General features: G+C 67.4%; 21 protein-coding genes. 7 read left to right on the top strand and 14 right to left on the bottom strand.

Going from position 1 to position 23,465, the window contains the following annotated elements:
• Positions 1-78: 78 nt before the first annotated feature.
• From ACIO3S_RS02610 to ACIO3S_RS02595, 4 genes are all read left to right on the top strand, one after another.
• Positions 79-1,026: a carbohydrate ABC transporter permease gene (locus tag ACIO3S_RS02610; protein ID WP_400459056.1), complete on the top strand. Its 948-nt coding sequence runs from the start codon at positions 79-81 to the stop codon at positions 1,024-1,026.
• Positions 1,026-1,895 (top strand): carbohydrate ABC transporter permease, encoded by an 870-nt coding sequence (locus ACIO3S_RS02605; protein WP_400459054.1) that lies wholly within the window; start codon positions 1,026-1,028, stop codon positions 1,893-1,895. The genes ACIO3S_RS02610 and ACIO3S_RS02605 overlap by 1 nt, the downstream gene beginning before the upstream one ends.
• A gap of 15 nt (positions 1,896-1,910) precedes the next feature.
• Complete coding sequence (locus tag ACIO3S_RS02600) at positions 1,911-3,251, top strand: ABC transporter substrate-binding protein (RefSeq protein ID WP_400459051.1); 1,341 nt, start codon at positions 1,911-1,913, stop codon at positions 3,249-3,251.
• A gap of 71 nt (positions 3,252-3,322) precedes the next feature.
• Positions 3,323-5,077, top strand: a complete 1,755-nt coding sequence (locus ACIO3S_RS02595; protein ID WP_400459048.1) for a beta-galactosidase family protein — start codon at positions 3,323-3,325, stop codon at positions 5,075-5,077.
• 37 nt (positions 5,078-5,114) lie between these two features.
• On the opposite strand, the gene ACIO3S_RS02590 is transcribed toward ACIO3S_RS02595, so the two are convergent.
• Positions 5,115-5,699, bottom strand: a complete 585-nt coding sequence (locus ACIO3S_RS02590) for a TetR/AcrR family transcriptional regulator (RefSeq protein ID WP_400459046.1) — start codon at positions 5,697-5,699, stop codon at positions 5,115-5,117.
• A gap of 117 nt (positions 5,700-5,816) precedes the next feature.
• Here ACIO3S_RS02590 and ACIO3S_RS02585 point away from each other — a divergent pair, with 117 nt between their 5' ends.
• Positions 5,817-6,659 carry an alpha/beta fold hydrolase gene (locus ACIO3S_RS02585; protein WP_400459043.1) on the top strand — a complete coding sequence of 281 codons (843 nt, stop codon included), beginning with the start codon at positions 5,817-5,819 and terminating at the stop codon, positions 6,657-6,659.
• Positions 6,660-6,761: 102 nt separating this feature from the next.
• Here ACIO3S_RS02585 and ACIO3S_RS02580 read toward each other — a convergent pair whose 3' ends face one another.
• The 7 genes from ACIO3S_RS02580 to ACIO3S_RS02550 are packed head-to-tail and all read right to left on the bottom strand — an operon-like array spanning position 6,762 to position 15,576.
• Positions 6,762-8,339 (bottom strand): glycoside hydrolase family 32 protein, encoded by a 1,578-nt coding sequence (locus tag ACIO3S_RS02580; RefSeq protein ID WP_400459041.1) that lies wholly within the window; start codon positions 8,337-8,339, stop codon positions 6,762-6,764.
• A 38-nt stretch (positions 8,340-8,377) separates the two neighbouring features.
• Positions 8,378-9,850: a glycoside hydrolase family 32 protein gene (locus tag ACIO3S_RS02575; protein WP_400459039.1), complete on the bottom strand. Its 1,473-nt coding sequence runs from the start codon at positions 9,848-9,850 to the stop codon at positions 8,378-8,380.
• Between the two features lie 10 nt (positions 9,851-9,860).
• Entirely contained in the window at positions 9,861-10,838 is a 978-nt protein-coding gene (locus tag ACIO3S_RS02570; protein WP_400461052.1) for a LacI family DNA-binding transcriptional regulator, read from the bottom strand.
• Between the two features lie 53 nt (positions 10,839-10,891).
• A complete protein-coding gene (locus ACIO3S_RS02565) occupies positions 10,892-11,800 on the bottom strand; it encodes a carbohydrate ABC transporter permease (protein WP_400459036.1) in 909 nt (302 codons plus the stop codon).
• A complete protein-coding gene (locus tag ACIO3S_RS02560; protein WP_400459033.1) occupies positions 11,797-12,702 on the bottom strand; it encodes a carbohydrate ABC transporter permease in 906 nt (301 codons plus the stop codon). The genes ACIO3S_RS02565 and ACIO3S_RS02560 overlap by 4 nt, the downstream gene beginning before the upstream one ends.
• Positions 12,695-14,032 carry an ABC transporter substrate-binding protein gene (locus tag ACIO3S_RS02555; protein WP_400459029.1) on the bottom strand — a complete coding sequence of 446 codons (1,338 nt, stop codon included), beginning with the start codon at positions 14,030-14,032 and terminating at the stop codon, positions 12,695-12,697. Before ACIO3S_RS02555 ends, ACIO3S_RS02560 begins: the two co-directional genes overlap by 8 nt.
• 59 nt (positions 14,033-14,091) lie before the next feature.
• Entirely contained in the window at positions 14,092-15,576 is a 1,485-nt protein-coding gene (locus ACIO3S_RS02550) for a GH32 C-terminal domain-containing protein (protein ID WP_400459026.1), read from the bottom strand.
• A 124-nt stretch (positions 15,577-15,700) separates the two neighbouring features.
• On the opposite strand from ACIO3S_RS02550, the gene ACIO3S_RS02545 reads away from it, so the two are divergent.
• Positions 15,701-15,793 carry a DUF255 domain-containing protein gene (locus ACIO3S_RS02545; protein WP_400459024.1) on the top strand — a complete coding sequence of 31 codons (93 nt, stop codon included), beginning with the start codon at positions 15,701-15,703 and terminating at the stop codon, positions 15,791-15,793.
• A gap of 348 nt (positions 15,794-16,141) precedes the next feature.
• On the opposite strand, the gene ACIO3S_RS02540 is transcribed toward ACIO3S_RS02545, so the two are convergent.
• Positions 16,142-16,882, bottom strand: coding sequence for an SDR family oxidoreductase (locus ACIO3S_RS02540; RefSeq protein WP_400459021.1), 741 nt, complete (start codon positions 16,880-16,882; stop codon positions 16,142-16,144).
• Positions 16,879-18,552, bottom strand: coding sequence for a (2,3-dihydroxybenzoyl)adenylate synthase (locus tag ACIO3S_RS02535; RefSeq protein ID WP_400459019.1), 1,674 nt, complete (start codon positions 18,550-18,552; stop codon positions 16,879-16,881). Before ACIO3S_RS02535 ends, ACIO3S_RS02540 begins: the two co-directional genes overlap by 4 nt.
• Positions 18,553-18,705: 153 nt before the next feature.
• On the opposite strand from ACIO3S_RS02535, the gene ACIO3S_RS02530 reads away from it, so the two are divergent.
• Positions 18,706-20,250 carry an FAD-dependent monooxygenase gene (locus ACIO3S_RS02530; RefSeq protein WP_400459017.1) on the top strand — a complete coding sequence of 515 codons (1,545 nt, stop codon included), beginning with the start codon at positions 18,706-18,708 and terminating at the stop codon, positions 20,248-20,250.
• A 147-nt stretch (positions 20,251-20,397) separates the two neighbouring features.
• Here ACIO3S_RS02530 and ACIO3S_RS02525 read toward each other — a convergent pair whose 3' ends face one another.
• The 4 genes from ACIO3S_RS02525 to ACIO3S_RS02510 are packed head-to-tail and all read right to left on the bottom strand — an operon-like array spanning position 20,398 to position 23,365.
• Positions 20,398-21,648, bottom strand: coding sequence for an alpha/beta hydrolase (locus tag ACIO3S_RS02525; RefSeq protein WP_400459014.1), 1,251 nt, complete (start codon positions 21,646-21,648; stop codon positions 20,398-20,400).
• Positions 21,645-21,893, bottom strand: a complete 249-nt coding sequence (locus tag ACIO3S_RS02520; protein ID WP_400459012.1) for a hypothetical protein — start codon at positions 21,891-21,893, stop codon at positions 21,645-21,647. Before ACIO3S_RS02520 ends, ACIO3S_RS02525 begins: the two co-directional genes overlap by 4 nt.
• Positions 21,890-22,576, bottom strand: a complete 687-nt coding sequence (locus ACIO3S_RS02515; protein ID WP_400459009.1) for a VOC family protein — start codon at positions 22,574-22,576, stop codon at positions 21,890-21,892. Before ACIO3S_RS02515 ends, ACIO3S_RS02520 begins: the two co-directional genes overlap by 4 nt.
• A gap of 33 nt (positions 22,577-22,609) precedes the next feature.
• Positions 22,610-23,365 carry a maleate cis-trans isomerase gene (locus ACIO3S_RS02510; protein ID WP_400459007.1) on the bottom strand — a complete coding sequence of 252 codons (756 nt, stop codon included), beginning with the start codon at positions 23,363-23,365 and terminating at the stop codon, positions 22,610-22,612.
• Between the last annotated feature and the right edge of the window lie 100 nt (positions 23,366-23,465).

The raw sequence follows: 23,465 nt of genomic DNA, 5'->3' as shown, positions 1-23,465 counted from the left end.
GTCAACATGTGTCGTACGTCACTGTACCTGTTGACGTTAACAGGCCGCCATCGGAAAGGCGGTGAAAGGAGGTGGACCGTGTCCCAGGGCGTGACTCAAGTGGAGAGCATCCGGGAGACCCGCGGTGGTGGGCGACCGCCCGTGCCCGGTCGCCGGTGGTCCCGCAGCGACACGAAGGGCTGGATCTTCGTCGGCCCGTTCCTGGCGGTCTTCGCGCTGACCTTCCTGGCGCCGATCGGCTACGCCGCCTACCTCAGCCTCTTCCGTGCGCAGGCGTTCTTCGGCACCACGCAGTTCGTCGGCCTGGACAACTACGTCGACGTGTTCACCGACGACAAGTTCTGGGACGGCTCGTTGCGGGTCCTGTTGTTCCTCGTCGTACAGGTGCCGATCATGCTCGGCCTCGCCCTGGTGGCCGCGCTGGCCATCGACAGCGCCCGGCTCTACGGCACGAGCTTCTTCCGGCTCTTCATCTTCCTGCCCTACGCCGTGCCCGGCGTCGTGGCCGTCCTGATGTGGGGCTTCATGTACGGCACCAACTTCGGGCTGGCCGCCGACCTCAACGACCTGTTCGGCACCTCGATCGCGCCGCTCAGCAACAACTGGATGCTTGCCTCGATCGCCAACATCGTGACCTGGGAGTTCGTGGGCTACAACATGCTGATCTTCTACTCCGCCTTGCGCACGGTGCCCGGCGAGATCTACGAGGCCGCCGCGCTCGACGGCGCCGGGGCGCTGCGCACCGTGCTCTCGATCAAGATCCCGGCACTGCGCGGGGCCATCCTGATCGCCACGATCTTCTCCATCATCGGGACCTTCCAGCTCTTCAACGAGCCGAACATCCTGCGGACGCTGGAACCCAACATCATCACGACCTACTACACGCCGAACCTCTACGCCTACAACCTGTCCTTCGGCGGGCAGCAGTACAACTACTCGGCGACGGTCGCGATCGTGATGGGCCTGCTGACCGCGGTGATCGCGTACGCCGTCCAGCTCCGCGGCTCACGAGAGGCGATGAAGTGATGGGCCGGGTGAGCACGTCGCCGCTGGCGCCGCGACGGTCGCCGCTGCTGACCGCGCTGATGGCGCTGTTCCTCGTCTATACGCTGGTGCCGCTGGCGTGGCTGATCCTGAGTGCCACCAAGACACAGGCGGATCTGTTCTCGAGCCCGGGGCTGTGGGTCGGCGACGAGTTCGCGTTCTTCAGCAACGTCCGCGACACGCTGACCTACCGCGACGGCATCTTCCTGCGCTGGCTGGCGAACACCCTTCTCTACGTCGTGGTGGGTGCCGGCGGCGCGACCCTGCTGGCCACCGCGGCCGGCTACGGCCTGGCCAAGTACCGCTTCCCCGGACGGCGGGCGGTCTTCGCCGTCATCATCGGCGCGGTGGCCGTGCCCGGGACCGCGCTGGCCGTACCGACGTTCCTGATGTTCTCGAACATGGGCCTCACCAACACGGTGTGGGCGATCATCATCCCCTCGTTGATCAGCCCGTTCGGTCTGTACCTGATGTGGGTCTATGCCGCGGACGCCGTACCGGATGAGCTGCTCGAGGCGGCGCGTATCGACGGTGCCGGCGAGATTCGGATCTTCTTCACGGTCGCTCTGCGCCTGCTCGCTCCCGGCATCGTCACGGTGCTGCTGTTCGCCGTCGTCTCGACGTGGAACAACTACTTCCTGCCACTGATCATGCTGAGCGAGCCGAAGCTCTATCCGCTCACCGTGGGCCTCACCCAGTGGAGCGCTCAGGCGACGGGCGCGAACGCGCAGCCCGTCTACAACCTGGTGGTCACCGGCTCCCTGCTGACCATCGCCCCGCTCGTCATCGCCTTCCTCCTCCTCCAGCGGTTCTGGCAGTCCGGCTTGAGCGCGGGAAGCGTCAAACAGTGAAATGAAAGGAACGCCATGTTGATCATCAATGGGCGCAGATCCCGCCGGATCGCCCTCATCGCGGCAGCCCTCACAGCCGCCTCCGTGCTCGCCGGCTGCGGCTCGGACGACGGGGGCGGCAGTGGAGGCGGCGGCACGGCCGCAGACCTCGACGCCGCCCTCGAGGAAGGGGGCACCATCACCTACTGGACGTGGACCCCGTCCGCCGAGGCCCAGGTCGCGGCGTTCGAGGACCAGTACCCGAACGTCGACGTGAAGCTGGTCAACGCCGGCACCGGCAACGACCACTACACGAAGCTGCAGAACGCGATCAAGGCCGGCTCCGGCGGCCCCGACGTTGCGCAGGTCGAGTACAAGGCGCTGCCGCAGTTCGCGCTGCCCGGGGACCTGGTCGACCTGAGCCAGTACGGCTTCGACGAGTTCGAGTCGGACTACACGCCCTCGACCTGGGCCTCGGTGCAGGCCGGCGAGGGCCTCTACGGGCTGCCGCAGGACTCCGGCCCGATGGCGCTCTTCTACAACCAGCAGGTCTTCGACGAGCACAAGCTCGAGGTGCCGACCACCTGGGACGAGTACGTCGAGGCGGCCCGGACCATCAAGAAGGCGGACCCGTCACAGTGCATCACCAACGACAGCGGTGACGCCGGCTTCACCACCAGCATGATCTGGCAGGCCGGTGGCACGCCGTTCGAGGCCGACGGCGAGAACGTCACGATCGATCTGCAGGACGAGGGCACGCGGAAGTGGACGGGCGTGTGGAACCAGCTCGTCGAGGACGAGCTGGTCTGCACCATCCCCGGCTGGACCGAGGAGTGGTACAAGGCGCTGGGCGACGGGACCATCGCGTCCATCGGCCTCGGTGCCTGGGCGCCTGGCGTGTTCGAGCAGTCCGTGCCCGACGGTGCGGGTAAGTGGCGGGTCGCACCGATGCCGACGTACGACGGGCAGCCGGTGACCGCCGAGAACGGCGGCAGCACCCAGTCCGTGCTGGAGCAGAGCAAGAACCCCGCGCTGGCCGCGGCGTTCGTGCGCTGGCTCAACCACGACGAGGGAGTCGAGCCGTTCTTGGAGAGCGGTGGCTTCCCGGCGACGGTCGCTGACCTGCAGGACCCCGCGTTCGTCGACAAGAAGAGCGACTACTTCGGCGGCCAGCAGGTCAACCAGGTGCTCACCGACGCGGCCACCCAGGTGGCCGAGGGCTGGCAGTACCTGCCCTACCAGCTGTACGCGGACACGATCTACGGCGACACCGTCGGCAAGTCCTACCAGACCCACTCCGCCCTCGATGAGGGCTTGGGGGCCTGGCAGGAAGCGCTCGTGAAGTACGGCGACGAGCAGGGCTTCAGCGTCAACTGACCCACGACTGACGGACAGACGGCCGCCGCACTCGCGGAGCGGCGGCCGTCGGTCCCTCGCGAGAGGTAGGCATGCCCGAGTTCACGATCGGCGAGACCGACTTCCTCCTCGACGGTGAGCCGTTCCGGATCCTCTCCGGCGCGCTGCACTACTTCCGGGTTCACCCCGATCACTGGGCGGACCGGATCGAGAAGGCCAGGCTGATGGGCCTCAACACCATCGAGACGTACGTGCCGTGGAACGCCCACAGCCCCCGCTCGGGGGTCTTCGACACGGACGGCATCCTCGACCTGCCGCGGTTCCTGCGTCTGGTGGGCGAGGCCGGCCTGTACGCGATCGTGCGTCCCGGGCCGTTCATCTGCGCGGAGTGGGACAACGGCGGGCTGCCGCCCTGGCTGTTCCGGGAGCCGGGCGTCGGGATCCGCCGCCACGAGCCGCGCTTCCTCGACGAGGTCGAGAAGTACCTCCACCAGGTCCTGGCGCTCGTGCACCCGCACCAGGTCGACCAGGGCGGACCCGTGCTGCTGGTCCAGGTGGAGAACGAGTACGGCGCGTACGGCGACGACCAGAGCTACCTGCAGGCACTCGTGGAGATGACCCGTGGCGCCGGCATCACGGTGCCGCTGGTCACGGTGGACCAGCCCGTCGATGCCATGCTCGCCGCCGGCGGAGTCGACGGGGTGCTGCGTACCAGCTCCTTCGGCTCGGACAGCGTGAACCGCTTGCGCACCCTTCGCGACCACCAGCCGACCGGGCCGCTGATGTGCATGGAGTTCTGGGACGGCTGGTTCGACCACTGGGGAGGCCGGCACCACACCACCGCCGTCGATCAGGCCGCCGAGGAGCTCGATGCCCTTCTCGCCGCAGGAGCCTCGGTCAACGTCTACATGTTCCACGGCGGCACGAACTTCGGCCTGACCAGCGGGGCCAACGACAAGGGGATCTACCGGCCGACGGTGACCTCGTACGACTACGACGCTCCCTTGGACGAGGCCGGGAACCCGACCGCGAAGTACTTCGCGTTCCGCGACGTCATCGCCCGCTACGCCCCGGTGCCGACCGAGACCCCCGGCGCCGCCGGTCCCGCCCCCGAGCAGACGGTGGCCTTGGGTGAGCCGGTCCGGCTGCTCGACGACCCGGCGGCGTGGGGCTCCTGGAGCAGGTGGGAGCCGCTGCCGATGCTGGATGAGCTGGAGACAGACACGCGTCTGGCCGTCTACCGGACCGAGCTGCCGGGCGACCGCCCGGGCGTTCTCACCCTCGGCGAGGTCCGTGACCGGGCCGCCGTCTTCCTCGACGGCGCTCCGGTCGGCATCCTCGAGCGGGAGCACGGCGAGCGGGCGATCGCGCTACCGCGTGGGCGCGGCGTACTGGAGCTAGTCGTCGAGGACCAGGGCCGGGTCAACTACGGCGCCCGCATCGGTGAGCAGAAGGGCCTGGTCGGGCCGACTCTGCTCGACGGGGTGCCGCTCATGGGCTGGGAGGTCCTAGCCGTCGACCTCGACCGGGTGCCACGCCTGTGGGAGACCGACTCACCCGAAGACCGCGGCTCCGGCGTCGGGCCCACCGCGTGGCGCGCACCCTTCTCGGCCGAGCCCCACGTCGACCTCTTCCTCGACACCACCGCCTGGGGCAAGGGCATCGCCTGGATCAACGGCTTCTGCCTGGGCCGCTACTGGCGGCGCGGGCCGCAACGCACCCTCTTCGTGCCGGGCCCGGTGCTGCGGCCCGGCCGCAACGAGCTGGTCGTACTGGAGCTGGACGTGCTCCCCGAGCCGACGGCCCGGTTCGTCGCCGGGCCCTCCCTGGGGCCACTCGAAGACTGAGGGCAGTCAGTGCTGCGGGATCACCTGCGGCATCTCCTCAGTGCGAACCGCCCACGGTTTGCAGGCGTGCCGCCGCATCGAGCAGTGTCTCGGCGGCGGCGCGGGCATGTTCGGCGGCGTCGGGCGTTCCTGCGATGGCAGCTGTGGTCTGGGCACCCTCGGCCAGGATCGCGAGCTGCGGTGCGAGGCCGGGCGGACCTCCCAGCTCCTCGACCAGGCGGGCGACGTAGGCCTGGAACGCGGCCTTCTGCTCGCGTACGGCATCAGCCACGGCCTCCGAGCTGCCGCCCAGCTCTCCGTTGGTGTTGATGAAGGCACAGCCACGGAAGTCGGGCTGCCGGAACCAGGAGTCGAGGAAGTCGAAGATCGCGAGTATCCGCTCGCGCGCCGTCGTGGCGCGCTCGGTGGCTGACGCGAGGCCGGCATCCCAGATCTGGGTGCGATGTCGTAGGACGGCGACGATCAGGTCGTCCTTGGAGGCGAACAGTGCGTAGATCCGTTTCAGCGATACGCCTGCCGCAGTCCGGACCGCGTCCATGCCGACCGCCTGCACGCCCCGTGCGTAGAACAGCTCGTCCGCGGCTCGGACGACCTGCTCCCGTGCGCTCGTATCGTCGATCATCTGCCCTCTTCCTCTGTCCGGATCCGCGGCACTTGCGCGGAGAACGATCATTCTCTATGCTAGCAAACAAGGCGGAGAACGATCGTTCTCCGGGGGCGAATCCAAAGGAAGAGGATCATGGGCTACATCAACGTGGGCACCGAGAACAGCACCACCACCGAGATCTACTACGAGGACCACGGCACCGGGCAGCCGGTCGTCCTCATCCACGGCTATCCGCTGGACGGCAACAGCTGGGAGCTCCAGTCGCGCGAGCTGATCGCGGCCGGCTACCGCGTCATCACCTACGACCGGCGCGGGTTCGGGCAGTCGAGCAAGGTCGGCACCGGCTATGACTACGACACCTTCGCGGCAGATCTGAACGCACTCCTCGAGACCCTGGACCTGCGTGACGTCATTCTGGTCGGCTTCTCCATGGGCACGGGTGAGCTGGCACGCTACGTGAGCAACCACGGTCACGAGCGTGTCGCGAAGCTGGCGTTCCTCGCCTCCCTGGAGCCGTTCCTCCTGGCGGCCGACGACAACCCGACCGGAGTGCCTCAGTCCGTCTTCGACGACATCGCCAAGGCGGCCCGCGCCGACCGGTACGCCTGGTACACGCAGTTCTTCAGCGACTTCTACAACCTCGACGAGACGCTGGGCTCACGGATCAGCCAGGAGGCGGTCACGGCCAGCTGGAACACCGCCACCCGCAGCGCACCGGTGGCTGCCTACTCGGTGGTGCCGACCTGGATCGAGGACTTCCGTGAGGACGTCGTCGCCGTGCGCGCCGCCGGCAAGCCGGTCCTGATCCTGCACGGGACCAGCGACAACATCCTGCCCATCGACGCCACCGGGCGGCCCTTCCACGAGGCGCTCCCCGAGGCTGAGTACGTCGAGATCGAAGGCGCTCCCCACGGTCTGCTGTGGACCCACGCCGCCGAGGTCAATGAGGCACTCCTGGGTTTCGTGAAGGCATGAGACCCCCTCTTTCCGCCTCCGTCCGGCTCCCTTCGGGCGGAGGCGGAAAGAGTCCTAGGTGCCTGCGGCGGTTCCCTGCAGGACCCGGCTGGTCGGTCCGAGCTAGCCGATGCTTCGGAGCTCGCGGATGGTGATGCCGGTGAAGCTCGCCGGTCCGCCATCGGTGTAGAGCGAGATGCCGGTGTCGCCCTCGGTGAAGTGCACTTGCTGGGAGAGCACGGTATGGCCGGAGTTGACGAACACCTCGACGCTCTGGGTGTCGACGAAGATCCGCAGGTGCACGGAGCGTGCGGCGGCGTCGATGGGTGCGGCGGCACGTGTGTAGGGAGCCAGGGAGTACCCGGCAAGGTCGGACGGGGCTCGGTCGACGTAGAGCTCGGCTCCGTACTTGCCGATGTTCGTGTGCCGTGAGCCGTCGGCCGAGCGTCCGACGGAGACGCCGACGTTGGTGGCGGCGTCCCAGGAGATGTCGAGCTCGAGCTCGTACGCCCGTCCGGTCCAGGGGAGGACGAGGCTGCCGTTGGCCGTCTGGTCGGGCAGCGTGGTGGTCGCTGCCACGTAGTCCGAGAGCTTGCTGACGGGGCTGCTGAGCAGGGAGTACCAACCGCCGGACTGGCGCTCGAGGCGTAGCTCTCGCACGATCGAGTTCTGTCCGTTGTAGCCGTCGGAGGCATCCGTCGGTACGTCTCGGGCGGCGTACTTCCAGTTGTTCATCCAGGCGATGGCGAGACGTTTGGTCTCCGGCGTGTCCATCGAGGGCCAGGTGACGGCGGCGTACCAGTCCCAGCCCCAGTCGAGCCACTGTGGGGTGAGGTCGTGGGCGATGAACTCCTCGCCGTTCCACGTGCCCATCCAGTACGCGTACGTCATCGGAAGCCCGATGCCGTAGGCGTCCATGCTGGCGCCGAGCACCCAGTGCCGGGTGCCGTCGTTCGCGGTCATCTCGAACAGGTCGGGGCACTCGATGCCGCCGAGCGCGTGGTTGGGGTAGTCGAAGTTGCGCTTGAGCTGCCAGTCGATCAGGTTCGTGGAGGTGTAGAAGGCCGCGTACCGCGCTCGCCCGATCACGCAGACCCATTCGCCGCGGGCCGCGTCCCAGTGGATCTTCGGGTCCCGGAACCATTCGGCGTTCTCGATCTCGGCGGGCGTTGTCGCGGTGCGGCCGTCGGTGTTGACGATCACCGGCTCGGACCGAGGGGTGAAGGTGAAGCCGCCGTCGGTCGACCAGTAGAGGTACTGCTCCTGGTACTTGCGGATGCCGTCGGTCGGCTGGGTGGCGAGCGCGATGACGGCTCCGGCGCCGTATCCGGCGGTGTTCGCGGTGTCGACGACTGCCGATCCGGACCACACGGGGAAGTCGGGCCTCAGGGGCATCACGGTTCCGTGGTGGGTGAACGAGACGGCGTCGGTCGTCGTCGCGTGGTCCCAGCCACCGGGGCCGTTGTTCTGGTCGGAGTGGAGGTAGTAGAGCTGGTAGGCGCCGCGGGTGGTGACCGGACGCTGCGGGTCGCAGAGCCAGCCCGAGGGCGGGGTCATGTGGTAGATCGCCCGAAGCGATGTCTGGGCGGCGGGGCCCGTGATGGCATGGGCGGCGACTGGAGTGGCGTGGACCGCGAAGAACGCGAGCGACCCGACTCCGGCGCCCTGCAGCATGGTCCGTCGTGAGATGGGGTGGGGCATGATGACTCCTTCGACTCAGGTTTCGACTCGGGTTCGGCTCAGACCGATGCGCCCGGCGCATCAGCGTGGATCGGCGTCGGGGCGAGGTGCCGCCCCGACTTCTCGTCTTCGATGTCGACGGCGGTGTACGCGATCGGCCCGCCGATCTCGGTGTCGATGGTCACGCTGATGGGTCCGGGACCGAGCGTGACGAGGTGCGAGATCGTTGCCTCGCCATCGTTCGCGAAGACCTCGAGGAGGGGTCCGTCGAGGCTGACGAGCAGTTGGCCCCGCCGCCCGCCCTCGAGATCGGTGATGCTGGTCGAGGGAAAGTCCGGATGCACCGCGTCGGCCGCGGGACCGCCACGGGTGACGCGGATGGTCCGCGCGGAGTGCTCCAGCTCGACCCAGGCATCCGCGTCACCACGCAGTCGCAGACCGACGGAGCCTGTGGCGGTCGGATCCCAGGTGAGCGCCAGCACGCTGTGGCCGCTGAGCGAGAGCTCGACAGGCTGGGCGCCGACCGACACCGTCGCCGGTGCCGCTCGAGCGAGCCGTTCGAGGAGGAAGGCGGGCGGCTTCTGGATGACGCGCGGTGTCCTCTCGACGGTGCGCAGGGCGAGCTGTCGTGGCAACGACATGGCGCCCCTCCACGGCGACGAGGGAAATGCTCCCGCATACCGCCAGTTGCTCATCCAGCCGAGCATGACCGCGGCTCCCTGCGGCGCGCTGTCGAAGGTGACTCCTGCGTAGAAGTCGCGGCCGTCGTCCAGGCGGACGAGCTCGGGAGAGTCTGCCGTGAACGTGGATCCGTCGAAGCGACCGACGACATAGCTCATCGAGGAGCCCTCCGGATCCGGGGCGTCGCCGATCGGATTGGTGCTGAGGATCAGCACCCAGCGAAGGTCATCGGGATCGCCGTCGAGCGGCAGCGGGACGAGATCCGGACACTCCCACACGACCCCGGTCGGGCCCAGCGGTCCGAAGACGCTCGCGTGCTCCCACGAGCGCAGGTCGTCCGAGGTGTAGAGGTGCACCTGTCGGTCCTCCGCCTCGACCGCGAGCAGGACCCACCGAAGGCGGCCCGCCTCGTCGGTGTAGCGAATGACCTTGGGATCTCGGAACGCGCTCGTGCCGCGGTCGAGCACCGGGTTGTCGACGTCGAGCTCCCAGGTGAAGCCGCCGTCCCTGCTGATGGCGCGCGATTGCGCCTGATGACCGTTGGCGTAGGCGCTCGTGTAGTACGCCGTCAGTGAGGTTCCATCCTCGGTGGAGGTGGAGACGATCGATCCGGAGAAGATCTGTTCGCTGTCACGGAACCGCAGCGCGACCGGGTGCTCGGTCCAATGCTGCAGGTCGGTGCTGGTCGCGTGGCCCCAGCTCATGTTTCCCCAGTCGGATCCCTCGGGGTTGAACTGGTAGAAGAGGTGCCAGCGGCCGCGGTCGTGGACGAGACCGTTGGGGTCGTTCATCCAGTTGCGCTGCGGTGCGAAGTGGAAGGTGGGCCTGGGCACGACAACGGGGTTGGACACTGCGCGTTCCTCAGATCGAATGTCGTGGGACGGATGGGCATGCGACGCGGATCAGCTGCTCGTCGGTGGACGACTCGATGCCGAGAAGCGTTCGTACGCCGGCCGCACCGAGTTCGTAGTGCGGAAGCGCCACCGTCGACAGCGGCGGACGCAGGTGCGCGGCGATCACGTCCTGGTTGTCGAACCCCATGACCGCGACGTCGGTCGGGATGCTCAGCCCGAGCTCGCGCAGCCCGTCATAGAGACCCATCGCCACGCGGTCGTTGTGGCAGAACACGGCCGTCACCTCCGACTCCACGATTCGCGGCGCGGTGGCGTACCCGCCTTCCTGGGCAGGTTCGGCCGGGAACACGAGGGAGTCGTCGAAGTCGACACCTGCTGCCTCCAGGGCAGCCCGGTAGCCGGCCAGACGACCGCTCTGGGCCGGCGACGGTGTCGTCGTGTTGATGAACGCGATTCGGCGGTGGCCGGCAGCCAGGAGCTCTTCGGTCGCCGTCCTCCCGCCCTGCTCCTCGTCCGGCACGACGGCGGGAAGACCGCTGCCCTCGGCGAAGCAGTCCACGAGGACCGTATCGGTCTGATGCAGCATCTCGGGAACGACGATCTCGCGGTGGTACCAGCTCGAGTAGAGGATGCCCTGCACCTGATGCTCGAGCATCATCGCGATGGCCTCGTTCTCTGCTGCCTCGTTGCCGTCGGTGTTGGCGACGAGAAGGACATATCCGTGCGCCCAGGCCTCGTCCTGCGCACCGTGGATGATCTGGCCTGCGAACGGGGTGGTCGCGATCGCGTCGGCGACCAGGCCGATGAATCGCGACCCTCCTCGCGACAAGGTCTTGGCCAGGGCGTTCGGCCGGTAGCCCAGTGCCGCGACCGCGTCCTGCACCCTGCGTCTGGCCTCGTCTCCGATGCGCGCCCCGGGCTTGTTGTTGACGACGTGGGACACGGTCGCGACCGAGACGCCCGCGGCCTTGGCCACGTCTCGCATCGTCACGTTCGCCACGCTTTTGTTGGGTTCAGCCTTGTTGGGTTCCGTGCCGCTCATCCCTTGGTCGCCCCGCTCTCCAGCCCCTGGATCATCGCCTTGTTGAGGACGAGGAAGACCAGGAGCAACGGCGTCACAGTGACGCAGACTGCCGCGAACGTCGCCGTCCAGTCGGTGTTGCCCATGGCCCCGATGTAGTTCTGCAGACCGAGCGGGATGGTCTTGAGCCCGTCGGAGAGCACGAAGGTGTTCGCGAAGATGAAGTCGTTCCAGATGAAGATGCTGTTCACGAGAACGACCGTAATGATCGTGTTCGCCGAGAGTGGGAAGGTGATCTGCGCGAAGATCCGGTACGGCCCGGCGCCGTCGAGCGACGCGGCCTCGTAGAGCTCGCGGGGGATGTACTCGTAGAAGGACGAGAACAGGTAGACGGCCATCGGGAGCGAGAACGCGGCCAACGGGATGATCATCGACAGGTGGGTGTCGAGGAGCCCGACCCGGGAGTAGTCGATGAACAGGGGCACGAGCGCGATCTGCACCGGAACGACGATCCCGAGCAGGAACAGCGAGCGTACGACGCCGCTGAACCGGAACCCGAGCACCTGCAGCGCGTACGCCGCCATCATCCCCGCGATGACGATCAGCACGCTTGCACCCGCGGTGACGATGAAGCTGTTCAGGATGTTCAGCCACAGGTTGCCGGTCGCGAAGGCTCGTGTGTAGTTGTCGAGCGTGTAGTCCGACGGCAGCGCGAACGGGCTGCCACCGGCGAAGTCAGCGGCGGTGCGGAAGCTAGTCACGAAGAGCCACAGCAGCGGGTAGACCTGCACGATGACGATGAGCACGATCGTGATCATGAGCAGCGCGCGTTGGGCGCGGAGCCGTGGCGGTCGCGCTGCCGCTCGGGGCTTCGGCGAGTGCGGCACGGCGGCCTTCGGCGGTCGGGTGAGCACAGGCGTGGTCACGAGTCGTCCCTTCGACGGAGCAGCAGGAAGATGAGGCCGACGGCGACCAGACACTCCACGACGATGAAGACGGAGATCGCGCTGGCGTAGCCGTAGTCGGTGTGCACGAACGCGGTCTTGTACATGTACGTGGTGAGCAGCTCGGAGGACTGGCCCGGGCCACCGTTCGTCAGCAGGTAGGGGATGTCGAAACCGCGTAGCGCGAAGGTGGTTGCCATCACCGTGGTCGTGATCCACACGGGCCGGATGTAGGGGAACCGGATCTTCCAGAACGTCTGCCACCAGGATGCGCCGTCGAGTCGAGCCGCCTCCTCGAGCTCACGAGGCACGGCGATGAGTGCCGCATAGACGATGAGCATGTAGAGACCGGTGAAGCGCCAGCCCTCCGGGACGGACACAGCCGTGAGTACCGTGTTCACGTTCGAGAGCCAGGCGGTCTGGGCGCCGTCGAGACCGACCCACGCCAGCAGCTGGTTGAGCGGGCCGACCGGGTCGAGGGAGTAGATCCGCTGGAAGAGGAACGCGATCGCGACCGTCGAGATGACCGCCGGGAGCAGATACAGCGTCTTCACGAGCTCCCGGGCCCGCGGCAGCGCCGTCAGGAGCGCCGCGACTGCGAGTGCGCCGCCGAGCTGCAGCACCAGGCAGATCACCAGATACCCGAGCGCGTTGCCGAACGCCCTCCAGAAGACGTCGTCGCGGGCGAACATCTTGACGTAGTTGTCGAGGCCGACGAACTCCATCTCCGTGATGCCGTCCCAGCTGAACAGGCTGAGGAACAGCGACTGCACGATCGGAAGCAGCACCGCGACGCCGTACAGCAGAAGGGGTGGCACCAGGAAGACGGCGACCGACAGCCTCGACCGGCGCGGCAGCATCGATGTTCGTGCGAGGTCAGCCATCGCTGTTCTCCGCGAGGGTCGCGTCCATCGTCTCGATGAACTCATCCGGCTTGATGTCTCCCTGGACGAGCAGCGTCAGCTCCTGCTGCAGGCGGGTGTTCGTCGCGGGGTCGAGCTGGGTGTCCCAGGGCATCGCGCTCTCCGCACCGACCCCGTCGGCCTGCTTCACTGCCTTGGCGTAGAGGTCGGTCGCGTTGTCCGGGACCGAGGTCTCCACGTTGGTGGTGGGAGAGAGGGCACCGGTCGAGGCGTAGGTCTCCGGGTAGCGCTCGAGCGCGTAGGCGAGGAAGTCGCGGACCAGCGGGTCGTAGGTCTGCGTGTTGACCGCCATGCCGATGCCTGAGGGGGTGACGTACGCGTTGTCGTCGGTGACGGCGTCCTCGACCGTCGGCAGCGTGAAGTAGTCGACAGACTTGCGTACGCCCGGGTCCAGCGCGTCCGTCGCGAGGTTCGCGAGCTCCCAGGTCCCGATGTTGTAGATCGCGGCCTTGCCCGAGGTGAACTGCGCCTGGGCATCGGCATAGCCGGTCGAGGAGAAGTCTTCCTGGAAACACCCGGCCTGACCGAGCTCGTAGAGCCACTCGGCGGCCGCACGGCCGGCGGGGTCGGCGAACTTCGCCTTGCCGTTCTTGAGGTCCTGGACGTACTCCGGTCCGGCCACCCTGAACGGGTAGTAGGACATGTAGCGCTCCAGTGGCCACTGGTCCTGCCCGTCGAGGGCGATCGGGGTGATGCCTGCGGCGCGCAGGTCCTTGCAGATCTGAGGGAAGTCGTCGAGCGTCTTGGGGATCTCGACCTTGGCGCGTTCCAGGAGCGCGGAGTTGTACCAGAAGAACTCGAGCTGGAACTCGAACGGCACCATGTAGAGGGAGCCGTCGTCGAACCGCTGGTAGTTCAGTGCTGCCTCGCGATAGTCGTCATCGAGACCGAGGTCCTTCAGCAGCAGCTCGACGTCGAGCATGCGGCCCTGGTCGGCGAGCTTCTGGGCGAACGGCGTCGCATCGGTGTCGAACAGCTCGGGCAGCTTGTTCGCTGCGGCGAGCGTCTCGTACTTCTGGATGTAGGAGGGGCGGTCGGGGGTCGTGATCAGGTTGAGCGAGAACCCCGGGTGGTCCTTGGCGTACTCCTCGGCGATCTGCTCCATCGCGGTGATCACCCCGCCATCGGCCGGGCGCGAGAGGAGCCAGGAGATCTCGCGAGCCTCGACCTTGCCCTCGGGATCGACTTCCGTGGGGTCGGCGCTACCAGCTGTGCCCGAGCAGCTGGTGAGTGTGAGCGCGGCGGCGGTCAGGGCGGCGAACAGAGCCGTCTTGGGGTTGCGGATGGGCATCGTTGTCTCCGTTGACTAGGTCGGAAGGGGGCGGATGGGTCGGGCGGATGAAGAGGGGATCAGGTGGCGGCCGCGACCAGATCGTGGTCCTGGGCATCGGGTTCGTCGCCCGGCTCGGCGCGAGTGAAGACGGAGAAGGCGTCGATCGTGACCGTGCCCTCGCCGACGAAGACGCCCAGACGGCCCGTCGGGCGGTCGTAGATCCGCGTGCTCAGTACGGTCGCGTTGTCGACGGTGGCCACGCAGATGTCACCGTCGACGATGACCTCGAGCTCGTGCACTCCGGGCTCGAGGCGGCAGGGACGCTCCAGCTCGATCGCGAACGGTACGTCGCCCGAGATTTGCCACTGCTCGGTGCCGGTGCTCCGGCGGGGCCAGCGGTCGAAGACGAGGCGCCCGCGCTTCGGTTCGAGACGAAGAACGTAGGCCTCGTCACCGTCGGCGCTCGCACGCAGCAGTACGCCGCACTCGGTCGTGCCGTCCGAGATGCCGAACCTGACGACCGACCGGAACGCACTCGGTGCATCGGTCGAGGTCAGCACTTCGGCACGGCTGCTCGGTGCGTCCAAGAGCGTTCCTGCGGCGATCCCGGCGCCGTCGGCGATCTCGGTGTCCAGCGTGTCGCGCAATCCGTCGGTCGGATGGAACGCGAGGGTGCCGTCCGGCCGCTGGTCGGCCTCGAGCACCGCCATCGTCCCTGCCCACTGCCAGGCGCCGTCGTCGCGGGCACCCTCTCGCGAGGCGATCCAGCCGAAGAAGAAACGGCGGCCGTCGCGGCCGGCCGACTTGGCGGCGTAGAAGGCGCGTCCGTCGAGCGTGTCGTGCTCCGGCACGATCCACGGGCCGTGCTGGCTGCGTGACATGCGGTAGCGCGTGGTGAAGGCGTCACTGAACTCGGAGTAGACGAGATACCACCACTCGCCCCACTGGAAGACCTCGGGACATTCCATCGCGACGTACCGCTGGGGGTCCCAGAACGGCTCCGCGGGCTCCCAGCGAACCAGATCGCTCGAGACGCACTGCGCGATCACGCCACGCCGCCGGGTCGGTCCCTCCGCACGGCGTGCGGTGATCAGCATCCGCCACAGCTGCGCCTCCTCGTCCCAGAAGACGAAGGGGTCGCGCCAGTCGCCGGTCTCGTAGCCGTCGGTGGCGCCGAAGGTGTCGTCGGGACGCCGCTGCCAGGTGTGCATGCCGTCGTTGCTCGTTGCATGCATGACCAGCTGCAGCGGGCGGCCGTCCTTGCCCGTCTTGGCCGGGTTCTGGCCGGTGTAGAAGGCGTGATGAGTGCCATCGGCCTCCAGCACGATGCTGCCGGTGTAGACGTTGAAGTCGTCAGCCGAGGTCCCACCCGATCCGATGGCCTCGCCGAGCTCCTGGAAGCCAGCGAGGTCGTCCGTCACCACCCGGTGCCACGGCATTCCCTCGGCCGGAGTCCGACGAGTCTCGCGCAGGTAGAAGAGGTGGAAGGTTCCGTCCTCCTGCCACGGGATGACATCGCCTACCCATGCACCCTGCGGTCGGTAGAAGCCCTGCTGGCTCATGACACCTCATTCGTTGGTTAACCGGTTACGCAGGAACCATAGATGTGACACGGGTCACTGGTCAAGCGGTTAACCAGGTTGTCTCAACTCATCGGCCCGCTCACGAGCGTGCAAGGGCGGGGGAGTGGCTAACCGACTCGCGCCCGCGGAGGCGCAGCGGCGGGAGGTTCCTGTGCTTCTCTCGGTCGGCTACGCCGCCTGCCACTGGTGCCCGTGATGTACATGTCGCCGCAGACCTGCGGTCGCCTCGGGTTCGCGCTCCGCGAGGTGCCGTTTCGTATTAACTCGAGGTGGTTGGGACCCGGCTCTCCGACGCGATTCCTGTCCCGAATTCGTGTCCCGACGGTCTCAGTGGCTTGTGTGACCAGGATTGAGGTCTCTCGCGGTCAGAAACGTATGGCACGGATTACGGTCTGAGTCGTGAGCGGTGGAGGTCGGTCCGGACGCCTTCGTGTCAGTCGCGTGCGCCGGGTTCGGCCCTGGTGCCATCCATGTGGATGAGGTGCACACCGTTGGGCGTCCTGAACGTTACTTGGATCTGCAGTTGCCGTCTGGCGAGAGCGAATCAACCCAACGCGCGCCAGTCCACCAGCTCGTGCATGCCGGCACCCGCCGTCACGAGTGGCAGGACTGGCACGAAGCAGCGAGGCGACTGGCCCAGCAGGAAGCGAACAGCCGCTGCAACGTCTTCGGCTGGGATCATGCGATCGTGCGTTTCCTTCGGGGCCCAGCTGGTGCCGGGGGTGTCGACGAGTCCGGGTGCCAGCGCGGTGACATGGATGCCGTCGGCGCTGAGCTCCGCGTGGAGCGAGCGGGATAGAGCAACCAGGGCGGCCTTAGTGGCGGAGTACACCGACGCGTACGGGGGCGTCTCGGTCGCCGTCATCGAGCTGACGTTGATGATCCAGCTCGCGCCGTTGCTCCTGGCGGCGTCCCTCAGTTGAGGTAGGGCTTCCTGGATGAGTCTCACGGCGCTGCGGAGGTTCAGCGTGAGTTCCAGGTCGAGCTCCTTGGAGGTCTTCTGCTGGATCGGGCCGATGAGGCCGGCGCCGGCGTTGTTGACGAGGAGGTCCAGCCGATCGTGACGGCGTACGTGTTCGGCGACCACATCCTTGGCAACGTCGGTCGCCAAATTGGCGGCAACGACGTGGACATGGTCGGAGCCGAGCTTGGCGGCGGCGCTCAGCAGCTTGTCGCGGGCGCGGCCTACGAGGGTCACTGACCAGCCCTGGTCGACGAGCATGGCAGCGATCGCCATCCCGATGCCGGCTGAGCCACCTGTCACCAGTGCTGCTGGGGTGCTCATGCGAGCGAGCGCCGCTCGTCGTCGATCCGGGCCACGATCTGTGCGTGCAGGCGCTTCTTGTCGATCTTGCCGACCGCGGTCTTCGGCATCTCCTCGATCCACTCGAGTCGCTCAGGCCACTTGAATTTGGCGACCCCGAGGCTGTCGAGGTGATGTTGGATGTCGGACATGGAGAGCGGCTCTCCGCGCCCGACGAGATAGGCACACGACCGCTCCCCGAGCCTCTCGTCGGGCATGGCTACGACGGCAGCGCCGATGATGTCGGGGTGACGCAGCAGCAGGACCTCGACCTCCTCGGCATTGATCTTCTCGCCGCCGCGATTGATGACGTCCTTGAGTCGTCCCTCCACCGAGAGGAATCGTTCGGTCCCGTAGGTCTGCACCGCGACCAGGTCTCCGGTCCGATAGAGCCCGGTCGAGGTGAACGCGCCGAGATTGTGCTCGGCGGCATCGAAGTATCCCCGCAGTGTGTAAGGCCCCGAGCAGCAGAGCTCTCCCACCCCTCCATCGGCAATCTCATCCTCGGATCCGGGGGCCAGGACCACGAATGAATCCGCGGGAGAGAGTCCGGAACCGACCGTCGTGAGGCGCGCCTCGCGGGGTGCGTCGAGCGGGGTGACCGCGAAGAACCCCTCGCCCATCCCGAACAGCTGACCGCTCCAGATGCCGAGTCCCTCGAGACGTTCGAAGATCGGAAGGGGCACCTTTGCGCCTGAGAGCACCACCCTCCGAAGGGTCGGTGCGAGCTTGTCGAACTCGGGGGAGCGGATGGCGTTGTAGTGGCCGTGTCCGAGGAGTACGTCGGTGACCTGGGAAGCCGCGAGGAGTGGAAGAGCCTCGGAGAGGTCGGGGGTGGCGAGGATGAGCGCGCCCCCGACGCTGTGGGGGCCGTGCAGGCCGCAGACGATCCCGGCGTTGTGGATCAGCGGGATCAGGTGACCGTTGCGGGTGCTCTCGTCCCAATCCCACGCAGCGGCGTAGGCGCGCGCGTTGTACCAGTACTCGGCGTGCAGGCGCGGGATGACCTTCGGGACGCCGGTCGTTCCTCCAGACAGTTGGAACACCGCGACTTCGTCGGGATCGACACGGGCCTGAATGAAGTCGACGATCTTGCGGGCGGTGGCGGCATCCAGGTGCTGACCTAGATCCTCGATCCGAGTTCCTGCCCTGTCGGCGCCTGCCGCGATCGTGAGGAGATGACGTAGCTGGGGATGTTCGGCCTGCTGCTCCTCGGCAAAGGCGACGAGGTCGAAGCCGCGGGTTCCCGACTCGACCAGGTGGGCGACGGCCCCAGTGCGCTCCGCGATGGTTCCGATCTCGTGCGCACGGTGTACGGCCAGCGTGCAGACCGGGATGAGGCCGGCCTTGAGGGTGGCGTACCAGGCGACGACAGCCAGGAGTCGGTTGGTGACCTGGAACAGGACACGATCCCCGGGTTCGAGGCCAAGCCCGACAAGTCCAGCGGCCACGCGGTCGGCCCGCTCGTCGAGCTCGGCATAGGAGAGCCGACCCTCTGAGGTGATGACCGCGTCCCGCGCGGCGTACTTCTCGGCGACCGCGCGAAACTCGGCCGCGATGGGGAGCGTCCCCCAGAGACCTCCGGCGCGATACGTCGACACGAGCTCCTGCGGGAACGGGACGACTCGTCCCGACCAGTCGATGCTGCCCATCCTCTGCCCCTCGGCATCTCGCCGCGACGGCCCGGTAGCCGCCGACATCAGTCTGCACCGTATGCCGAGTTCGACGTATGCGTCAACTTATTGACGTGCATGTCGAACAAGACTACTGTGAAAGACACCTGTCGTCGGCCGAAAGGCATCACCGTGGAACTGCGTTCCGTCGCCGTCCTGGGCGGAGGTCCAGGCGGTCTGTACGTCGCTCGCCTCCTCAAGCTGCGCTACCCCCACTGCGCCGTGGACCTGTACGAGCAGAGCCCGCCGCAACAGACTTTCGGCTTCGGCGTCGGGCTCGCGACCCGGACTCAGCGCAACCTAGAGGCCGCTGACGCGGAGAGTCTCGCCGCGATCGTCGAGCGATCGTTCCAGCACGAGATGGCGATGGAGGTCCGCGGTCAGCGCTCGCTGCTACCCGTCGACAATCTCATCGCCATCGGCCGCTCCACGCTGCTGGACGTCCTCCGTCACTACGCGGAGGAGGCCGGCGTCGGGTTGCACTACGGCAAGCGCGTCTCGGCGGCCGATCTCGACGCAGAGTTGGTGATCGCGGCGGACGGCGTCAGCAGCGCGACCCGGGAGGGGGCTGGCGACGCCTTTGGGGCAACGATCGACATCCATGAGTCCCTCTACCTGTGGTGCGGCACTGACTTCGCTCTCTCGAGCGCCGTCTTCGTGCCAGTCGAGACCGAGCACGGAACCTTCGTTGCACATGGATATCCCTATGCCCCGGACCGCAGCACGTTCCTCGTCGAGACAGACGAGGAGACCTGGCGCCGAGCCGGCTTCGACCTGACGACGGCTCGCACGCCATTCGACCAGACCGACGAGGAGTCGCTGGCCTACCTCAGCGCCGCGTTCCAGGACGAGCTGCAGGGTCACCGCCTCATCGGCAACCGCACCCGCTGGCTTCAGTTCCGCACGGTCCATTGTGCGCGGTGGCGCCACCACAACGTCGTACTGCTGGGAGACGCGGCCCATACGGCGCACTACTCGATCGGCTCCGGGACGAAGCTCGCGATGGAGGACGGCATCGCACTCGACGCCGCCCTAGCGGCCGCGCCGGACCTGCCGTCGGCGCTCGCCCGCTACGAGACCGAGCGCCGACCCGCGGTTGAGCATCTCCAGGAGACCGCTCGGCGCAGCATGCGCTGGTGGGACACGTTCCCCGACCGGCTCGATCTCCCTGTCGACCAACTGCTCATCGCCTATATGACGCGTGCCGGGAAGGTGAGCGTCGACCGCTTCGCCACCCTCGCCGGCGAGGTCGTACGTCGCGGGCTGAGCCAATACGCCGGGTGCGAGGTCTCCGACGTGCCCGACGACGACCGCACCCCGTGGATCCTGTCACGGCCCTTGGTTCGAGACGGCCGGACCTGGTCATCGCGGTCCGTCTCCCTCGAGGAGTTGGGCGACCATCACGAGCTCGTCGTCGACGTACGCGACCCCTGGGGCCCGGAAGGGGACGCCCTGGTGAAGCACCTGGCCACCGGTATCGACCACTCCGCGAGCAGCGTGCTCCTTCGCGCCGAGGGCGACCTCGGATCGACGCTCACGATGTTCGACCTGGGCGAACGACTGCGCCGGGAGACTGGCGCGGTCGTTGCGGTGCGCGCCGATGAGCGCTGGACCGAGCATGCCATCGCCGGGCTGGCCAGTGGCCGCATCGACCTGGTGGTCCGCACAACGACTTGATGCGCCGCCCATCTGCATGGGCCCGATCTCTGCGAAGGAGATCGGGCCCCATGTCGTCTGGATTGACCCTTAGACAAGACAAGCGGCAGACAGATCGAAACCGCCGGGCCACGGGAACTCCCCTGGCCCGGCGGCTGCGTTCGGCGTTCAGAACCGCTGGCGGAGCCAGTCCTCGATGCGCGTCGCCGCCAGGGATGTGCCGGTCGGCGCGCCGGAACGGATCGCCCCACCGAAGTGGGTGCCCTGCACAGCATCGACGGTCAGGTCGCTCGCCGCCAGGGCATCGCTCATCGCCGTGATGTCCGCAGGGAAGGACGCCTGATCCCCGGTGAACTCCAGAAGGAGGGTGGGGACGGTGACTCCCGAGGCACAGCGGACGAAGTCGGCATTGGTGGTGTTGGCCGACCACGTCGAGAGCCAGGCTTCAGCCGTGCTCAGTCGACCGAAGCCGACGAGACCGTAGTTCGTCAGGTCTGGGCGCCGCCCGAACAGAGAGCCGTATGGCCGCTCGTTTGGATCGAGAGTGAGGTCGACGTTGCGCAGATCCGCATCGGTCCGGTGCACGGTGATCAGCCGCGGCGCCAGCGCGCGCCGACGCGCGGCCGGCTCGCCGCTCTCGCGGAACTCCTCGTTCGCGAGGCGGGCCTGCTCGACGTGCCTGCGCGCCACCGCGTCGATCCTGCGTAGCCGCTGCTCCTGTGCCTCGCGGTAACGCTCGATGAACTCGGCGGCGTACCGAGTCGGCTGCGGGGCCGCCCGGTAGCCGTTACGGGCGTCGAAGGGGTCGAGTTTCGGATCGACCGACAAAGGGTCTGCCTCGTCCACGACAGACGGGTCGATCACGCGCCGGAGAAGGGCGCCTTGGCCCGGGTGGGGCGCCAGGAAGACGACTCCGTCCGGCAGCGGCATATCGGCGCTGGACAGAGCGACCGGACGTCCCGAGGGCGCCGTGGCGAGTCGCTGCGCCGGGTCGAGACGGGCCTGTTGACAGTAGAAGGCGGCGAGAGTGCCGCCGCCTGAGTGTCCCAGAGACACCACGCCGAGGCCCTGCGACCGCAGGAACGAGTGCCCTGCTGCGAAGTCGAGGATCGCCTGCTCGTGGATGAGGGTGAGGTCGTTGTTGGGCGACCGCGAACCCTGGGTCCACACCGCGTAGCCCGAGCGGAGGAGGTACGGCACGAGCGAGTGGTGGGTGACGTCCTGCCGCGGGTGCATGATCGTCACGACGGTCTGCGCGCCAGCAGGCATCCGCAGCAGCCCGATGACCTTGGCGTCATCAGCCGTGACGAGCTCATGGATCGAGGTCACCACTCCGTCGGGCGCGTCGATCGTGCCGACGTAGCGGCCGGCGCCGAGCCGCGTGGCCGTGCCTGCGTGATCCGCTCGGGGGCTGGTCATCGCTGCTCCAGCCGGAGCGCGTCCTTGTCCCACTGGGTGATGCGGCAGCCGTCGAGGCCGCCGACGCAGCTGTACCAGACGGCGTGCCGCGCGCCCGTTGCCCGGCGATCGATGACGACGGGATCCTCGGACGCGATGACGAAGTACGGACCGAGCTTGTCGACCTCCACGCCGGGCACCTCCTCGGCCACGGCGGCGATCGCGGTGTTCTCGGGAACATCGAGCATGAAGAGACGGTGCGTCATCGCGCCACCGGTCCTTCCGGCCCCACAACCTGATCGGAGCGTACGTCCTCGACGAGGGCCTTCTGATGCTCCTGCCAGGCCTGGGCCCGTTCGACGATCAGCTCGGCCTTGCGCACGAGTAGGTCGTCCATGCCGGCGCCGGGACGCTGGGCGATGTCGACGAGGGCGTCAATGGTCAGGTTGGCGTCCAAGTCCTCCTGCGGGGTGACCGGGCGCAGTGCACGAGTGATCTCGACCATGTAGCCGTTGGGATCATGGGTGTAGATCGACTCGATCGTCTCATGCTGGATCTGCATCTCGACGGGCCACTGGCTCGCATCGAGCCGCTTGCGGTACTCCAGCAGGTGGTCCTCACTGTCGACATGGATCGCGAGGTGGCGCGAGCGGACGAACCACTCCGGCGTCTCCTCTCCGAACTGGGCGTACACGTCGCCTTTCGATACCTCAGGCGCAGGCAGACCGAAGTAGTAGAAGAAGGCGATCCGATCGTCGTTGCCGATGTCGAAGAAGAAGTGGATGAAGTCCGGGTGGTCGTCAGGGCCCCAGCCGGCGGCACAGATCGAATGCACGACCGGGAAACCCAGAGTGTCCCGGTAGAAGCGCACCGTGCCGACGGGGTCGAAGGTGGGGAAGGCGGCGTGGTCGACGCCACGGACCAGGTGCTGGTCGGAGAGCGAGCTCATCGGATTCCTTTCGGCGTTGATCGTGGGCGGGGGTCAGGTGGTGGGCTGCAGGCTGTCGGCGCGCAGCAAGGAACCGGCGCCGGGGATGTCCACAGGCAGTCCCGCGGCGCGCAGGATGCTGTAGGCGCCGGCCGTCGCGGCTGACAGCACCGGCACGCCCAGCTCTTGCTCGGCCGCCTCGACGAGCGGGAGCGACGGCATCTGGACGCATGCCGAGATGACGAGCGCGTCAACGTCGGCAAGGTCGAGGCTTCGGGCTGCCTCCATGACCCGGTCGCCGGGGATGCAGCCGACCTCGCGGTTGTCCTCGACCTCGAGCGCACGCCAGTCGGCTACCTCGAAGCCTTCGGCCTCGAGGTAGGTCACGACCTTCTGCGCGAGCGGCTTCATGTAGGGGGTGACCAGCGCGATGCGTCGCGCCGATAGCGCTTGGAGTCCTTCGACCAGGGCCCCTGCGCTCGAGCGGACGCGCGCATCGGCACCGCCGGTCGCGAGCTGCTCGGCTACGAGACCCTCGACTCGCTGGTGCTCGCCCGGCCCTACAGACATCAGGGCGACCAGGCATGCATAGAGGATGACGTCGGGCGAAGCGTCACCGAGCTCGAGGATGCAGCGCTCGCGCTGCGCGTTCATCGCGGCGAGCTGCTCGGGGGAGACCTTGGCCATCCGCATGCGGCTGGCGTGGAACGAGAAGCTCGCCTGCGGGTGGCGGTTCAGGATGGCTGGCATCTCCGTCTCGACCGTCACGTTGGAGCTCGGGACGACCAAGCCGATTCGTACGTGGTTCATGGGGGTCCTTTCGTCTCCAATCATCATTCAACGCATGTGACAAAAAGTCAACGTAAGTGTCAATGCTGCGCGCTCCCTCAGGCGCCCTCAACGCATACGT

Source organism: Nocardioides sp. NPDC087217 (genome assembly GCF_044744805.1).
GTDB lineage: Bacteria > Actinomycetota > Actinomycetes > Propionibacteriales > Nocardioidaceae > Nocardioides.
Note: the sequence above shows the minus strand (reverse complement) of the source record. Positions and strands in the feature narration are given on the sequence as shown.

Bases quoted from the DNA above. Each gene is read 5' to 3' on its own strand.
- ACIO3S_RS02510 (WP_400459007.1), bottom strand. From the start codon at position 23,365: ATGAACCACGTACGAATCGGCTTGGTCGTCCCGAGCTCCAACGTGACG.
- ACIO3S_RS02560 (WP_400459033.1), bottom strand. From the start codon at position 12,702: ATGGCTGACCTCGCACGAACATCGATGCTGCCGCGCCGGTCGAGGCTG.
- ACIO3S_RS02585 (WP_400459043.1), top strand. From the start codon at position 5,817: ATGGGCTACATCAACGTGGGCACCGAGAACAGCACCACCACCGAGATC.
- ACIO3S_RS02580 (WP_400459041.1), bottom strand. From the start codon at position 8,339: ATGCCCCACCCCATCTCACGACGGACCATGCTGCAGGGCGCCGGAGTC.
- ACIO3S_RS02540 (WP_400459021.1), bottom strand. From the start codon at position 16,882: ATGAGCACCCCAGCAGCACTGGTGACAGGTGGCTCAGCCGGCATCGGG.
- ACIO3S_RS02570 (WP_400461052.1), bottom strand. From the start codon at position 10,838: ATGCGAGACGTGGCCAAGGCCGCGGGCGTCTCGGTCGCGACCGTGTCC.
- ACIO3S_RS02520 (WP_400459012.1), bottom strand. From the start codon at position 21,893: ATGACGCACCGTCTCTTCATGCTCGATGTTCCCGAGAACACCGCGATC.
- ACIO3S_RS02595 (WP_400459048.1), top strand. From the start codon at position 3,323: ATGCCCGAGTTCACGATCGGCGAGACCGACTTCCTCCTCGACGGTGAG.
- ACIO3S_RS02515 (WP_400459009.1), bottom strand. From the start codon at position 22,576: ATGAGCTCGCTCTCCGACCAGCACCTGGTCCGTGGCGTCGACCACGCC.
- ACIO3S_RS02525 (WP_400459014.1), bottom strand. From the start codon at position 21,648: ATGACCAGCCCCCGAGCGGATCACGCAGGCACGGCCACGCGGCTCGGC.
- ACIO3S_RS02550 (WP_400459026.1), bottom strand. From the start codon at position 15,576: ATGAGCCAGCAGGGCTTCTACCGACCGCAGGGTGCATGGGTAGGCGAT.
- ACIO3S_RS02600 (WP_400459051.1), top strand. From the start codon at position 1,911: ATGTTGATCATCAATGGGCGCAGATCCCGCCGGATCGCCCTCATCGCG.
- ACIO3S_RS02605 (WP_400459054.1), top strand. From the start codon at position 1,026: ATGGGCCGGGTGAGCACGTCGCCGCTGGCGCCGCGACGGTCGCCGCTG.
- ACIO3S_RS02590 (WP_400459046.1), bottom strand. From the start codon at position 5,699: ATGATCGACGATACGAGCGCACGGGAGCAGGTCGTCCGAGCCGCGGAC.
- ACIO3S_RS02535 (WP_400459019.1), bottom strand. From the start codon at position 18,552: ATGGGCAGCATCGACTGGTCGGGACGAGTCGTCCCGTTCCCGCAGGAG.
- ACIO3S_RS02555 (WP_400459029.1), bottom strand. From the start codon at position 14,032: ATGCCCATCCGCAACCCCAAGACGGCTCTGTTCGCCGCCCTGACCGCC.